Raw genomic sequence first — 14788 nt, forward strand, 5'->3', positions numbered from 1 at the left:
TATCCCGGGTTTTTCAGGTCGCAATACGCGCGACGTACTGGTTGTCGGCTTCGGCCGTATTGAAGCGCCAGCCCTGGCTGCTAGCCAGGCGGCGCACCAGTGACAGGCCATGCCCCAGGCTGGCGGGATGTGCCGCACGCTCGCCCTGCCCCACCGGGTTAGCCAACTCCAGCAGGCCAGCGTGATAGCGAATACTGAGCCTCGCGGGGTGGGCGTAATGCAGCGCGTTATCCACCAGGTTGCCGATCAGCAATCGCGCAAGCTGCTCATTGCCCTGGGCCGTTGCCTCGTCGTCAACATTCAGCTCAAGGACCAGCCCCTTCGCTTCGATAACCTCTGACCGTGCGAGCAGAACATCTTCGAGCAGTGCCCGCATAGGCAGTGGTGTTGTCAGGGAGGACTCAGATCTCGCCAATGCCACCAGCGTGGTCAGCAGGTTCTCGATCTCAGCGCTGGCGGCCACCAGTTGTTTGACCTCGGCGTCATTGGCCACCGATGCCGGCAGCAACACTACCGCATTGCGCAGCGCGGTGAGCGGTGTGCGCAGCTCGTGACTGACATCGTGGGTAAATGCGCTCTCCCTTGCCAGTGCCTGCTGCAGGCCGTCCAGGGCCGATTCCATGGCCGTGGCCAGCACCCCCACCTCGTCGTTCTGGTGAACATGCGGCAGCGGGCCGGGTCGGGGGTTTTGCTCAATGGCGGCAGTGAGCTCCCGCAGGGGGCGCGTGGTAATGCCGGCAATGACATAGGCGGCCACCAGGCTAAGCAGCAGCGCCATGAACAAGCCCGTAGATAACAGAATGAACAGCGACGTCGACATCCGGCTCACCACCAACCAGGGAGACACCTCTGCCACGAGCAGCATAGGGGGCACGCCCTGTAATTGCACCCAACGGTAGTGAAAGTGAGTGTCGTCAGGAGTAAAAATCTCGCCGCCCACACCCGGCTCAATGTGCGCTTGCAGGGCTGCCGGCACATCCTCGAGCGAGGCATAAATGGCCACCTCGTCCAGTCGAGGTTGGGCCATGACACCGGAGCTGACATAGGTCTGCTGCAGCTGAGCCACTTCACCTGCCAGCAGGCGATCAATAATCTCGTCCTCAACAATGTAGGCGAGCATGAGCGACAGCCCGGCCCACAGGGCCGTAATGGCGAGCACAAAAATCCCCAGCACCAGAAACAGGCGTTTCTGCAGGCTAGCTTTCATCACACACCAGGCGGTAGCCGATGTTGGGCAGGGTTTTCAGCATTGAAGTGGAAAAGGGTTTATCCAGGGCATTGCGCAGGCTGTAGATGTGCGAGCGCAGCGCGTCGCTATCCGGAGGATCATCACCCCACAGGTGATGCATGAGTTGCGAACGTGTCACCGCCTCTGGGTAGGCCTCCGCCAACAGCAACAGAATGCGAAAGCCCACCTGGGTAAGCTTGAGCGGCACATCATTGCGCCATGCCTCCTGGCTTTTGGCAGCGAGGGTTAATTCACCCAGGTAAATTTCCGACGTCTTATGCAGTGCATGCCTGCGGCCCAGGGCCTCACAACGCAGTCTCAGCTCGCGCAGGTCAAAGGGCTTGGTCACGTAATCATCGGCGCCTTCGCCATAGCCCGAGGCCTTGTCGGCGAAAGCATCGCGGGCAGTTAACATCAGTACCGGCAGGTTGTAGTCCAGCTCCGCTTTCAGCGTGCGGCACACTTCCAGCCCGTCGATATCCGGCAGGTTGAGATCGAGCAACAGCACATCGAACACCCCACCCCGGGCTAGCGCAAGGCCGCGCTCGCCGGTATCGGCGTAATCCACCGCCCAGCCCAGGCCCTCAAAAAACGTGACCAGCTGACCGGCAATAGTGGTGTTATCTTCGATAAGGAGTAATTTCACGGGCCGCCTGACAAATCCCTCTGCTGAAGCTAGCCTACACTAAATCCGCGCATGTGAAATCGCCGTGAAAACCAACGGGAAAAAAATTGGGGACAGACCACCATTAAAATGGTGGTCTGTCCCCAATTCTTTTTCCCAAATAAAAAAGGCGGGCTAAAAGCCCGCCTTTTTTGATCACACGATGAATCAGCCGAACTGGTTCATGGTGTTATCTTTACCGCCTGCCTTCAGGGCCGCGTCGCCAGCAAAGTATTCTTTGTGGTCGTCGCCCATGTCGGAGCCAGCCATGTTCTGGTGCTTAACGCAGGCGATACCCTGACGGATTTCCTTGCGCTGTACGCCAGCAACGTAGCCCAGCATGCCTGCATCACCGAAGTACTCTTTGGCCAGGTTGTCAGTAGACAGGGCCGCAGTGTGGTAAGTCGGCAGAGTGATCAGGTGGTGGAAGATACCTGCTTCGCGAGCAGCGTCCGCCTGGAAGGTACGGATCTTCTCGTCAGCCGCGGCAGCGAGCTCAGACTCGTCGTAGTCGGCGCTCATCAGCTCATCACGGTTGTAGGCAGAAACGTCCTTGCCTTCTTCAGTCCAGGCATCGAATACCTGCTGACGGAAGTTCAGAGTCCAGTTGAAGGACGGGCTGTTGTTGTAAACCAGCTTGGCGTTGGGCATAACTTCGCGGATGCGGTTAACCATGCCACCGATCTGGCCAACGTGGGGCTTCTCGGTTTCGATCCACAAAAGGTCTGCGCCGTTCTGCAGGGAAGTGATGCCGTCCAGTACGCAGCGATCTTCGCCAGTGCCGGCACGGAACTGGAACAGGTTGGAAGCCAGACGCTTGGGACGCAGCAGCTTGCCGCCACGGTTCAGAACAACGTCGCCGTTCTTCATGTCAGAAGGATCGATTTCTTCGCAATCCAGGAAGCTGTTGTACTGGTCGCCCAGGTCGCCTTCTTCGTGAGTTACAGCGATCTGCTTGGTCAGGCCAGCGCCCAGGGAGTCGGTACGGGCAACGATAACACCGTCGTCTACACCCAGCTCCAGGAACGCGTAACGAACCGCGCGGATCTTGGCGAGGAAGTCTTCGTGGGGAACGGTTACTTTACCGTCCTGGTGGCCACACTGCTTCTCGTCAGATACCTGGTTTTCGATCTGGATCGCACAGGCACCGGCTTCGATCATCTTCTTGGCCAGCAGGTAGGTCGCTTCCGCGTTACCGAAACCAGCGTCGATGTCCGCAATGATGGGCACAACGTGAGTCTGGTGGTTGTCGATCTGGTTCTGGATGTCCTTGGCTTTAACTTCGTCGCCAGCTTCGCGGGCATCGTCCAGGGCGCGGAACAGGCCGCCCAGTTCGCGGGCGTCAGCCTGGCGCAGGAAGGTATACAGCTCTTCGATCAGGCCTGATACGGACGTCTTCTCGTGCATGGACTGGTCGGGCAGCGGGCCGAACTCGGAGCGCAGGGCCGCGATCATCCAGCCGGACAGGTAGAGATAGCGCTTGTTGGTGTCGCCAAAGTGCTTCTTGATGGCGATCAGCTTCTGCTGGCCAATGAAGCCGTGCCAGCAACCCAGAGACTGGGTGTACTGAGCGGTGTCGGCGTCGTACTCAGCCATGTCCTTGCGCATGATCGCAGCGGTGTACTTGGCAATGTCGAGACCGGTCTTGAATTTGTTCTGAGCGCGCATGCGGGCGGCAGATTCGGGGCTGATACCGTCCCATGCAGAACCGTTCTGGCTGCACAGTTCGGTGATGTCGTTGATGTCATTCTGGAGAGTAGACATATCGATACCTCTGTTCAATTGGGGACTATGGATGGCGGGCGACCGAGGTCAGCCAGTCAGTGGTGCGAATATTAGTCCCGGCGCAGACATAACTGAAATAGATAGTCGGGATTATTGCTATTCACACCATGAATGTGTAGCGACCAGGTGAAGGTCTAGAAACGGAGTTTCACCCCCACGGAGGCGTCCACCGTGTCAGTATAGGCGGCCTCAGCAGAAATGCGCTCATTGAAGCGATATTCCACCCCGAGGTGGTAGTTGCCCTCAGATTCCCACTCCCAGTGGGCCTGAACCCGCTTGGTGAGCTGAAAATGGGTATCAAAAGCCACCCCGGCATGCCCCTCATCTGTCAAATAAACGTCCATATCAATCATCATCGGCAGCATATAGCGCAGCCCCAGCCGGTACTCCGGGTCCTCACCCGCGTCTTTTTCAACCCCGGCCAGGCCCTGGGTCCAGCGGTTAAAGCGATACAGATAGGCCAGCTCACCGCGCTCATCTTCCCAATCCAATGATTGGGCCTCAAATTCGAAGCGATGCCGGGCGTTGGCTGTCCATCCCTCGGCCATGCCCAGGTTATTGAGAAGTTCCAGTTTCAGCGCATAGTAGAAATCGGTATCGCGGATATCGGGGCTGTTTTTCTTGGCCGCCATCAGCGCCGGGGCACCCTGGTAGTCGTTGTAGCGAATCACCCGGGCCATGCCCGTCTTGGCGTGGTACAGGTTGTGGCAGTGAAAGAACCAGTCTTTCTCTTCATTGGCCAGAAACTCGATTTCAACCGTGGCCATGGGTGGCACGTCCACGGTGTGCTTCATGGGCCCGCGTCCTTCACCTGTAATCACGCGGAAAAAGTGACCGTGTAAATGCAGGGGATGATGCATCATGGTTTCGTTTACAAACCGGAACCGCACCGTCTCACCCCGCTCCACCAGGATTTTATCCGCCCGGGACAGGGGCAAATCGTTGAAGGACCAGTTATAGGTTTCCATATTGCCGGTCAGTCGCAACTCAACGGTGCGGGCATCCGCACCACCGGCATAGCGCGCGGCCTCTAATGTCTCAAGGTCGCTATAAGCCAATCGCCGCGGACCGCTGTGGTGCATGTGATGATGGGCATGTTCGCCACCCATGCTGCTCATATCGTGGTCGGCGTGGCTGGCGTACAGGTCCGGTGGTGTCATTGGCGTGGCATAGCGGGCCTGGCCGCTGCCGACGATGATCGAGGCATACCCTGAGCCGTCCTGCGCCGTGGCACGCAACTCCGCAGCGCCATTGTCAGGGATGGTGATTTCCAGGTCATAGGTCTCGGCCACCGCATGCAGGACCTCATCAACAGCCACCGGGTCAACATCCAGCCCATCGGCGGCAACCACCCGGGTCTGTAAACCTGCCGAGTGCAGCAAAAAGTAGGTAGAGGCACCGGCATTAACCAGCCGCAGTCGCACTCGCTCTCCGGGCTGCGCCGTCTCAAACAGGCGGATCTCGGGCTCGCCATTCACCAGAAATGCGTCATAGGCCACATCGGCCACGTCCATCCCGCCCATACGCTGCCAGCGACTGTCCCACCAGTTGCGCATGGCACCCCGCTCCAGGTAACCGGCAATACTGATGACGCTGTCTTTCTTGAGCGCGTAGTAATGGCCGTCTTTCTTCAGGTTGTGGAGTACCTGGTGCGGATCCTCATCCGTCCAGTCCTGTAAGACCACCACTGCCTCGGGCTGGTCACCCAAACCCTGCGGCGGCGCCACAACAATGCCGCCATGCACACCGGATTGCTCCTGCAGGTCCGTATGTGAGTGGTACCAATAGGTACCGGCATGCTTGAGGGCAAACTCATATTCAAAGGTCTCGCCGGGGCCGATCGGCAAGCTGGACATATAGGGCACGCCATCTTGGGCAGGCGGCACCAGCAAGCCGTGCCAGTGGATCGACGAATCCACGTCCAGATTATTGGTGACCCGGATTCGGGCGGTATCGCCCTCGGTAAACCGCAGCACCGGACCGGGATAACTGTCGTTAACCAGCATGGCCTGGACGGGCTTGCCGGATTTATTGAGGGTGCCGTATCCGATATGGAGATCGTATTCCACAGTGGCGGCAGTGGTGGCACCGGTAAATAGAGCCAGCGCCCAAAAAAGCAGGTATTGCATTAATAACTCCCTTGCGCGAATCAGGTCGCGCTAATACACAAAAATAGGCGATTCAGGTGTATTGGGAGTTAGGGGGATGGTCGATATCGTCCACCGGGGCCAAAGGCGCAGCGGGCGGTGAAAAGGAATGTATGACTGTCAGCCCAGGTGCCATAGCGATACGCGCCATGGGCGCCGCAACGGGGTTGGGTACAAGACAATCCTGACAGTGATCACAGTCATCCATGGAGAGCAGCGCTGGTTCTATTACCTGCTCATGACAGGGCGCGCGATCCGACGACTGCGCTTCGCAGTCCATCGGCGCGGCAGCGGCGAGCGACTGCCAAACCAGCAGCGCGCACAGCAACATGTTACCCAGGATCACTTTCATAGCGCGCAGCCTAACACTAAGGTGCCGGCGACACCATCGCCGTTCAAGCGGCCTGCAAAGCCGCCTTGAGGTCTTTCTTGAGCACTTTGTTCGTGGCGTTCCGCGGCAGGGGCTCGTCCGAGAAAATCACTTTGCTCGGCACCTTAAAGGCCGCCAAGTGTTCACGGGCATAAGCCAGCAGCGCCTCTTCGGTAAGACTGGAACCCTCGTGCAGACACACCACCACTGCCACTTCCTCACCCCAGCGCTCGTGGGGCAGGCCAATCGCGGCCACCTCGCGCACGGCCTCGTGATCCAGCAGCTGGTTTTCAATTTCGATCGGGTAGATGTTCTCACCGCCGCGCAGAATCATGTCCTTGGCGCGGTCCGCGAGGAAGATCATGCCCTCGTCATCGAAATAACCGATGTCGCCGGTGCGCATCCAGCCGTCGCTAAAGTCGCTGGCATTGGCTTCGGGGCGATGCCAGTACTCGCGAATCACGGTAACGCCGCGCACCCAGATTTCGCCAGTGCTGCCCGCAGGCAACTCCTCGCCCATTTCGTCGCAGATACGGAACTGTACGATGGGATGGGGGAAACCTGAAGTACCGGGTTTGGCACTGAATGCGTGGCCCGTCAGTGACGCACCCTGGGCATTGGTCTCGGTCATACCGTAGCCGGTGCCGCTGAAGTTCTGGGGCAGTTTCGCCTCCAGCAGTGCCCGCACTCGGGGCGGTGTAGCCGCGCCGCCGACTCCCACTGAGAACAGGCTGGAGGTATCTGCACTGTCAAAGGCTTCTGCTTCGAGCAGGTCCAGCACCATGGAAGGCGCCGCTGCCAGGGAGGTAATACGCTCCTGCTCGATGTACTGCAGCGCGCGGTCCACGTCCCACTTGTACATCATCACAATGCGGCGCCCGCCGCGCAGGTTTACCAGGAACTGAGCGTGACAACCGCTCACATGAAACAGCGGCACCGCCAGCAGTGAAGTGGGCTCATGGCCGCGCTCCAGCATGGCAGTAATCAGGTCGCCATTGGTCATTGCCGCAGCTATCGCAAAGCACTCGATATTGAACACCGCCTGGCACAGCGCCCGGTGGGTGGAGGCCGCGCCCTTGGGCTTACCGCTGGTGCCTGAGGTATACATGATGAGAGCAAGATCATCGCCATCGATATCCACCTGGGATGGCTGCTGACCGACAAAATCGCGGACGAAGTTAGGCAGACCGGCGGGATCATTCTCGTCACTGGGGCGGGCGATCACCACTCGCACACCGGCTTCTGCCAGCATCGCGCCGCCGCCGTCAGCACGTTGCTGGTCACAAATGGCCAGCTTGGCCTCGGCATCGTTCACCGCAAAGGCGATGTCTGCCGGCTGCCCCCAACTGTTAATAGGCACCACAACTGCGCCGATGGCCGTCACTGCGATAAACCCGGCCATCCACTCCGGGTAGTTGCGCATGGCCAGCGCTACCCGGTCGCCCTTGGCGATGCCTGCGTCCTGCAGCGCCGCCGCCAGAGCATCGGCTTCATCCATCAGCTCATTGAAGCTGCGGCGCTCGCCTTCGTAGATCAGAAACTCTCGATCACCATGGTTGCGCGCCACCGCCAGCGCCTCGCGCACGTTGGCCGGCGCGCCGCTGTAGTAACGCTGCCCCTGGGCATCGGTGGCCACCTCAAAGGGGGCCCCTTCGCCTGTCAGCTGGGCCAGTGCAGTATCAAATTCCTGTTTAAACTCGGACATCGGTCATTCTCGGTGCGTTCAGTTTCTGCCCAGCCTTATCGCGAGGCCGAAAATGCCTCCAGCAGACTTTGCAGGATTCAGTGGGCGGATTTTGCACCAATGCGACGGCTTGCCCAAGCGGCCGGCACCAGTAGAATGGGCTCAGTTCAGGAGTTCATCCCGTGGCTGACACGATACCCCTAAAATACGCCCAGTCGTTGCTGCGACTGGCCCGGTGCCGCGGGACCAACTGCGCGCTGACCTGGCCGAGGCCAGATTACCCCTGGCATTGCTGGAGACCCAGGCCGTGCCGGGCGCCGTCATTTCCGTGGAGGAATACGGCCGCCTGTTTATCCATCTCGTGCATCAACTTCAGGACCACCTGCCCGATAACGCCATGGACCCTGACGACACCCGCCTGTTCAGCGCCTTCAGAATGATGTTCCAGGCCATGCTCCACGCACGTGATCTGCGCCAGGCCCTGCAACGAGCCTCGGTGTATTTCCGGCGCATGCAAACCGGCGGTGAAACCTTCGAAATTGAGCAGCGCGGTGACACCACCTGGTGCCGTTTTATTTTTGACGAAAACAGTGACCGGACCCTCGCCTCGGCAGAAAACTTCAGCATCGAGTCGCTGCACTGGCTGCCCGGGCTGACCGGCAAGATACTGTCGATGGCCATGTGGCACCGGCTCTGCGGCTGGTTTATTGGCTGCTTTATCGATTTGCAGGCCATCGAGATCAGCGATGCCGCAGAGCCGGGCAAAGATTACCGCGACGTGTTTGGACAGCCGGTTAAGTTCACGGCAGACCAGAACGCCTTCGCCTTCCACAGCCGCTACCTGGACTTTCCCATTGTCCAGAGCGAGCAGTCTCTGGAAACCATGCTCGCCACCTACCCGGCGGAGCTCTTTCGCATCAGCCCGGAAGATCACAGCCTGGCCCAGCGCATTCGCCACCTGATCGGCAGCGATTTCAGCCGTGCCCTGCCCAGCCTGCAGGATGTCGCCGAGCGGCTGCATTTAACCACCCCCACCCTGCATCGCCGCCTCAAGGACGAAGGCACATCCTTCCAGCAACTCAAGGATCAGTGCCGCCAGGATGCGGCCGTGTCCTATTTGAATCAGGGTGCCCACACCACCGCTGAGTTGGCGGAGCTGCTGGGCTTTTCCGACAGCAGCACTTTCCATCGCGCCTTCAAGAAGTGGACCGGTATGACCCCCCAGGAATATCGTGCCCATAGCAGCTGAAAATTCTTGCCCCCCTCGATTGAAAATTGCCGCCATTGTGAGAATCCCATAACCGCCTAGACTTAGTGCTGTCCACTTCATCTACCAGGAGCAGCGTTATGGCCTATTTCATTACCGGCGGCACCGGTTTTATCGGTAAGTTTTTCATCGAGAAACTCATTGAGCGCGAGGGCGATATCTACGTCCTGACCCGCGCCGGCTCACGCGAGAAGTTTGAGGAACTACAGCAGCGCTTCGGCGCCGGCGGCGACCGCCTGATTCCTGTAGAGGGCGACCTGCGTGAACCCCTGCTGGGCCTGGACGACGCCACCCTTGCCGACCTGACGGGTTCCATCAAGCACTTCTGCCACCTGGCGGCCATTTACGACCTGTCGGCATCTGCAGAATCGCAAATCAAAACTAACATTGAGGGTACACGCAACGCGATCCAGCTGGCCGAGGCACTCGATGCCGGCTGCTTCCAGCACGTGAGTTCAATCGCTGCTGGCGGTATGTACCGCGGCACGTTCCGTGAAGACATGTTCGAGGAAGCCGAGAAGCTCGAGCACCCCTACTTCGCCACCAAGCACGATTCCGAAGGCCTGGTGCGCAGCGAGTGCAAGATCCCCTGGCGCATTTACCGCCCCGCGATGGTGGTTGGCCACTCCAAGACCGGTGAGATCGACAAGATCGATGGCGCCTACTACTTCTTCAAGAGCCTGCAGAAACTGCGCAATGTGCTGCCACCGTGGTTCCCGCTGATCGGCATTGAAGGCGGCAAGTTCAATGTCGTGCCCGTGGATTACGTAGTAGACGCCATGGACCACATCGCCCACATGGACGACATGGACGGCCGCTGCTTCCACCTGACCGACCCCGAGCACCACAGCATGGGCAACATGTTGAACATCTTTGCCGACGCCGGCCACACGCCGCGCTTTAACATGCGTCTGGACACGCGCATGTTCGGCTTTGTTCCCCGCGTGGTTCGCGACACTGTGGCCAACCTGCCTCCTATTAAGCGCATCATCAACACGATTCTGGCAGACATGGGCCTGCCGGATTCGGTGACCATGTTCACCAACTTCCCCACCCGTTACGACAACCGCGACACCGAGCGCGCACTCAAGGGCACCGGTATTCAATGTCCAGAGCTGCGCGACTACGCGCCCGTCGTCTGGGACTACTGGGAGCGCAACCTCGACCCGGACCTGTTTATCGACCACTCCCTGGAAGGTAACGTTGGCGGCAAGATTGTGCTGATTACCGGCGCCTCTTCAGGCATTGGCAAGAACTCCGCCATTCGCCTGGCCGAAGCCGGCGCGCATGTTCTGCTGGTGGCGCGTACCGCCGACAAACTCGAAGAAACCGCGGAAGAAATTGCCCGCTTTGGTGGCCTGGCGTCGATTTACCAGGCGGATGTGTCAGTACTGGAAGACTGTGACCGCCTCGCCGCAGAAGTACTGGCCGCCCACGGCCACGTAGACATTCTGATCAACAACGCCGGCCGCTCCATCCGCCGCTCGCTGGAACTGTCCTACGATCGCTTCCACGATTTCGAGCGCACCATGCAGGTGAACTACTTCGGCGCAATCCGCCTCACCATGGCGCTGCTGCCGTCCATGTCCGAGCGCAAATCCGGCCACATCATCAATATGTCGTCGATTGCGGCACTCACCCCCAGCCCGCGCTTCTCCGCCTATGTGGCTTCCAAGAGCGCGCTGGACGCCTGGACCAAAGCCGCTGCGGTGGAATACTCCGATCTCAATGTGCGTTTCACCACCATCAACATGCCCCTGGTGCGCACGCCCATGATCGAGGCGACCACCGTGTACGACTCTATGCCCGTCCTCACTCCGGACGAAGCCACCGACATGGTTGTGGATGCAGTCATCAACAAACCCAAGCGCATTGCCACTAACCTGGGCATCTTCCTGCAGGTGCAGAACGCCCTGGCACCGCGTGTCTCCGAGGTGGTGATGAACATTGTGTTCCGCATGTTTAACGACTCAGCGGCCGCCCGCGGCGACAAGAAAGCGGAGAAAGTGGAAGCGTCGAACGAGCAGGTGGCGTTGGCAGCGCTGATGAAAGGGGTTCACTTCTAAATCTGTACGCCTACACTCCGCCTACATCAGCGCCCCGTCCCACGGGGCGCTTTTCGTTAAACCTGCAGTGAGTACTCCCAGCCCAGCGCCAGACCTGTTGCGGACACCTAGTTGCAGTGCATATTCCCGCCAATACTCTGGCAACTCCTGCCGTCCTGCCGATGGTAGGTGGTGCCGGCCCCTGGGTATATCGATTCCCCCTGGTGTCCCAGCACCCTGCGGCATCACACACATTGACTACCGGTGCAGGCGATTGCAGCTGCCTGGGCGTTGTCTGCATTGCTGGAGTTGAGGGAGGTGCTGGTCTGGGGGAACTGGATGCTGGCGTGCGCGGGGCGACAGGGCTAACCCGCTCACTCACCACGCCCGGGTTTGCACTGGGAGGAGATGGCGGGACATAGCCGGTTCCGCCGCTGGCGGAACACGGGGTGTTACTGGGATTGACTTCGCCCGTGGCGGTGTCGATGCAGATATACGTGAACTCGCTGGCAGACAGCGGGGCAACCACCACTAAAAGCAACAACGCACCTGTTTTGATGCACTTCATGAAGCGATCCTCAAACACCTCGCACCTCCAAGTATAGGCATAGTGCGGGCGGCGGCGAATCCAGCCTGGCCCCGGGCCGCGGAATCACTCCAGCCAGTACCCACAAAGCCGCCAGGGAATTCACCAAGCGGCCCCATTGAGCTCAACACGCCCTTATTCTCGCCGCTAGTCTCAATAGCGAGACCACAGATCGACGACAGCATCTGTTGATCACGTGGCGCTTTGACTACCCAAGGAACCGATTAAGCCAAGGGGTCGTGCCGTTATGGGCAATGTGCTGACTAAAAAATCTTCTGGGTGTTGCTCACCGTAGCAATCCCTATCGCTATTGCCGTGAACACGTTTAATCCCGCGTCACTCATTCGCTCCCAGCAGTTGCGCAACGATGCGATTATTGCCGAACAGATGGCGGCGAGCATTGGCACCCTCGCCTAGCTCTAAGGCTACCCGATCGTGGACATGTAAAAACAGGCGCACAATGAAACCCATGTTGTGGAACCTGACCAGCGCGTCTATGCCCCTATTAACCGGTTCTATCGCTTTCCAGAAATTGTTGGCCCGCAAACCGCGGGCAATATCCGCTTACCCAACAACGACACCCTGTACTTCAGCGCCTAGTTTGATATCAGCAAAAAGCTGCGCATCTTTCACACGCCTGACACCAATGGCCGTTACTTCAAGATTGCTGTGACCAACCTCTATGCAGAGACTACCCTATCGGCGGGCGAACCCTAGGACAAAACCAAGACCTGGCTGCCCATTCCCGCCGGCTACTTGATGGCTGTGGTGCGCATGTACGAGTCCAAGACAGCAATACTCGACAAGCAATACGATCTGCGCCGGGTTGAGCGCCTGAACTAATGGATGCGCTGGCGTGTTGACCGAGAGCGACGACAGCGTTCAGAACAATATCTGACCGAGTCCCAGTCGCGCTCCCACTTCTTGCGCCAGGTGAATTCGCGCAGGCAGACGGGGCAGAGCTTTACCGGCAGGTTCTTCTTCGACATGCGTAAAGATACGCAAGCGGAAAAAACCCCGATCAATAGGCCGGGGATCGCCTCGCCGATATCAGTCGAAATTCACACTCATCGTGATCACTTCGTTGAAATACTCATTGCCGACGTCATCCAGCGCAACCACATGCACCGTGATTCCGCCGGGCAGCGAGAGGGCGATGAAGGTACCATCGTAGGTCGCATAGAGATCAATTTTTGCCTCTCTGGCGGACGCCACAGTCGCCTCCTGGGGAATCCACTGCGCGCCCCGACACCGGTAAGTTCATGACCATACCTGCGACCAATTCCGCGGCATTGCACATCGCAATCGCGTGAATCATGCCCAGATCATGACAATATGGCTCGTCAGTTAGCCAATCGGACGTAAGACTGACACGTGGTTCTCCTGAAATAGCTCACCAAGAGAGGCCACCTGCGGAAAGCCGCCTCCAGATTAGGTATGCTCGCAGAGACAGGCGTGACCACTACCATGCGAACTCAGACAAAGAAGAGACGATTACGATGCCAACACCCAACCTCAGCTGGGGACATATCAACATCAATGTGAGCAATCTCGACGCGTCAATTGCGTTCTACGAGAAGTTCGGCTTCAGCGTGCTGATACCTGGGGTGCCTTATCTGGGTATTGGAAAAGACAGGCCCTCAGCCATCCCCGCCGCCCAGTCGAACGCTTTGAACGTAGCGGAAGGGACCAAGGCGCGGGCGTGCATCATGCAGCTTGATAATGGCTTCCCCAAAATCGACCTGACCGAATACGCAAAGGACGCACCGCGGCCAGCCGGCGCGAATGACGACCTGGGCATGATGCGCCTGTGTCTGGCGACACAGGACCTTGCCGCTGACTACGCACTACTGAAGCAAGCCGGCGTTGAGTTTCTATCAGCACCCACAGCAGGGGTCGGAGAGTTGGCAGACATTGCGATCTGCCGTGACCCTGATGGCACGCTGATTGAGTTGATCGAGATACATCTTAGTAAGTGGTCGACTGAATAAAAAAGCCTGCGTCCGCGAAAGACTTACGCAATAAATTCCAGAACGGTAGATTCGAATTGCTCCGGACGTTGTGCGCACATAGCGTGGCCTACACCCGGCATAACGACGCGTTTTGCCCCTTTGATCTCTCGCTCCAATAACTCGGCCTCGGCGAGGTAGTGCGTATCCGTCTCACCAACCATAATCAGTGTCGGGCTATCGATCACGTGTAAATGCTCCACGAGTGAGGGACGGTCAATGGTAACGCGGAAGCAACCCTTGAACCCGTGGGCCGTTGCCTGCTCCCCTCCCCGTACAATCTGCTCACGAGTACTCTCCTGCTCTATAAGGCCTCCGAACAAGGGCCCAGAAAAGTAAAACTCGTGGGTTTCCTTAACCCCTCTTTGTTCCAACATGTCCTCAACCTGACGTGCCCGATCAATAATCGGCTGGGGTAATCGCGATGCCATGGCCGACGCCAATATGAGCTTATCGACTCGCTCCGGCCATCGTGTGGCGAACGAGAGCGCTGAAACAGCGCCCATGGAAAAGCCAAGAATCATCGCTTTCTCAACACCCGCATCATCCAGCACCGCTTTCAAATCGTCGCCAAAACGCTCGACCGTATAGGCACTGTGTTCGCCTTCCTCGAACGGCGGATGATCAGACATACCGGAACCCCGCTGGTCAAACGTAATCATCGTGTGCGCCTGAGAAAACGATGCACGATGGCGATCGTACATGCTGTGATCCATCCCCATGGCATGACCACAAATGAGCGCTGGCCCGGAGCCAGACATCTGGTATGCAATCCCGACACCGTCTGGTGTTATGGCATTGCTGCGTCGAATATCGATGTCGTCCATGCTAACGAGGTCATCCTTCAAACCAGCATAAAACGAAAGCAGTATGCACTGGCCATTTTTTTGTAGTCTGCTCGATCGTTCTATGGATAGATTTCATCTGGAAGACTAGCAAAATCCACTTCCGACTTTTTAGGGACCAGGAGTGGGCACTACTATGTGTGATAGATTCTCACCGG

At 58.4% G+C, this 14788-nt stretch carries 14 protein-coding genes; 5 read left to right on the plus strand and 9 right to left on the minus strand.

Annotated features, from left to right (window positions below):
* Positions 1-13: 13 nt before the first annotated feature.
* From BST95_RS16775 to BST95_RS16800, 6 genes are all read right to left on the minus strand, one after another.
* Complete coding sequence (locus BST95_RS16775; protein ID WP_084200635.1) at positions 14-1207, minus strand: sensor histidine kinase; 1194 nt, start codon at positions 1205-1207, stop codon at positions 14-16.
* Entirely contained in the window at positions 1197-1874 is a 678-nt protein-coding gene (locus BST95_RS16780) for a response regulator transcription factor (protein ID WP_084200636.1), read from the minus strand. The genes BST95_RS16775 and BST95_RS16780 overlap by 11 nt, the downstream gene beginning before the upstream one ends.
* A gap of 186 nt (positions 1875-2060) precedes the next feature.
* Complete coding sequence (locus BST95_RS16785) at positions 2061-3656, minus strand: isocitrate lyase (protein WP_066050095.1); 1596 nt, start codon at positions 3654-3656, stop codon at positions 2061-2063.
* A 155-nt stretch (positions 3657-3811) separates the two neighbouring features.
* Positions 3812-5806 (minus strand): multicopper oxidase family protein, encoded by a 1995-nt coding sequence (locus BST95_RS16790; RefSeq protein ID WP_084200637.1) that lies wholly within the window; start codon positions 5804-5806, stop codon positions 3812-3814.
* A 52-nt stretch (positions 5807-5858) separates the two neighbouring features.
* Complete coding sequence (locus BST95_RS16795; RefSeq protein WP_084200638.1) at positions 5859-6176, minus strand: hypothetical protein; 318 nt, start codon at positions 6174-6176, stop codon at positions 5859-5861.
* A 43-nt stretch (positions 6177-6219) separates the two neighbouring features.
* Complete coding sequence (locus tag BST95_RS16800; RefSeq protein ID WP_084200639.1) at positions 6220-7899, minus strand: class I adenylate-forming enzyme family protein; 1680 nt, start codon at positions 7897-7899, stop codon at positions 6220-6222.
* Between the two features lie 214 nt (positions 7900-8113).
* On the opposite strand from BST95_RS16800, the gene BST95_RS16805 reads away from it, so the two are divergent.
* From BST95_RS16805 to BST95_RS21045, 4 genes are all read left to right on the plus strand, one after another.
* Positions 8114-9127, plus strand: a complete 1014-nt coding sequence (locus BST95_RS16805) for a helix-turn-helix transcriptional regulator (protein WP_084200640.1) — start codon at positions 8114-8116, stop codon at positions 9125-9127.
* 98 nt (positions 9128-9225) lie between these two features.
* Positions 9226-11211: an SDR family oxidoreductase gene (locus tag BST95_RS16810; protein WP_084200641.1), complete on the plus strand. Its 1986-nt coding sequence runs from the start codon at positions 9226-9228 to the stop codon at positions 11209-11211.
* An 844-nt stretch (positions 11212-12055) separates the two neighbouring features.
* Positions 12056-12193, plus strand: coding sequence for a hypothetical protein (locus BST95_RS19830; RefSeq protein WP_157114507.1), 138 nt, complete (start codon positions 12056-12058; stop codon positions 12191-12193).
* A gap of 57 nt (positions 12194-12250) precedes the next feature.
* Positions 12251-12376 (plus strand): hypothetical protein, encoded by a 126-nt coding sequence (locus BST95_RS21045; protein WP_268244984.1) that lies wholly within the window; start codon positions 12251-12253, stop codon positions 12374-12376.
* Between the two features lie 239 nt (positions 12377-12615).
* On the opposite strand, the gene BST95_RS16815 is transcribed toward BST95_RS21045, so the two are convergent.
* Both BST95_RS16815 and BST95_RS19835 read right to left on the minus strand, forming a co-directional pair.
* Positions 12616-12765 carry a DUF2256 domain-containing protein gene (locus tag BST95_RS16815; RefSeq protein ID WP_082849862.1) on the minus strand — a complete coding sequence of 50 codons (150 nt, stop codon included), beginning with the start codon at positions 12763-12765 and terminating at the stop codon, positions 12616-12618.
* A gap of 61 nt (positions 12766-12826) precedes the next feature.
* Positions 12827-12991 (minus strand): hypothetical protein, encoded by a 165-nt coding sequence (locus BST95_RS19835; RefSeq protein WP_156507556.1) that lies wholly within the window; start codon positions 12989-12991, stop codon positions 12827-12829.
* A gap of 284 nt (positions 12992-13275) precedes the next feature.
* On the opposite strand from BST95_RS19835, the gene BST95_RS16820 reads away from it, so the two are divergent.
* The gene (locus BST95_RS16820; RefSeq protein WP_084200642.1) at positions 13276-13767 is read left to right on the plus strand and encodes a VOC family protein; all 492 of its coding nucleotides are present in this window, start codon (positions 13276-13278) and stop codon (positions 13765-13767) included.
* A gap of 23 nt (positions 13768-13790) precedes the next feature.
* On the opposite strand, the gene BST95_RS16825 is transcribed toward BST95_RS16820, so the two are convergent.
* On the minus strand, positions 13791-14612 hold the full coding sequence (locus BST95_RS16825; RefSeq protein WP_146004140.1) for an alpha/beta fold hydrolase: 822 nt from the start codon (positions 14610-14612) through the stop codon (positions 13791-13793).
* Between the last annotated feature and the right edge of the window lie 176 nt (positions 14613-14788).

The sequence above is a fragment of the Halioglobus japonicus genome, from assembly GCF_001983995.1.
Classification (GTDB): domain Bacteria; phylum Pseudomonadota; class Gammaproteobacteria; order Pseudomonadales; family Halieaceae; genus Halioglobus; species Halioglobus japonicus.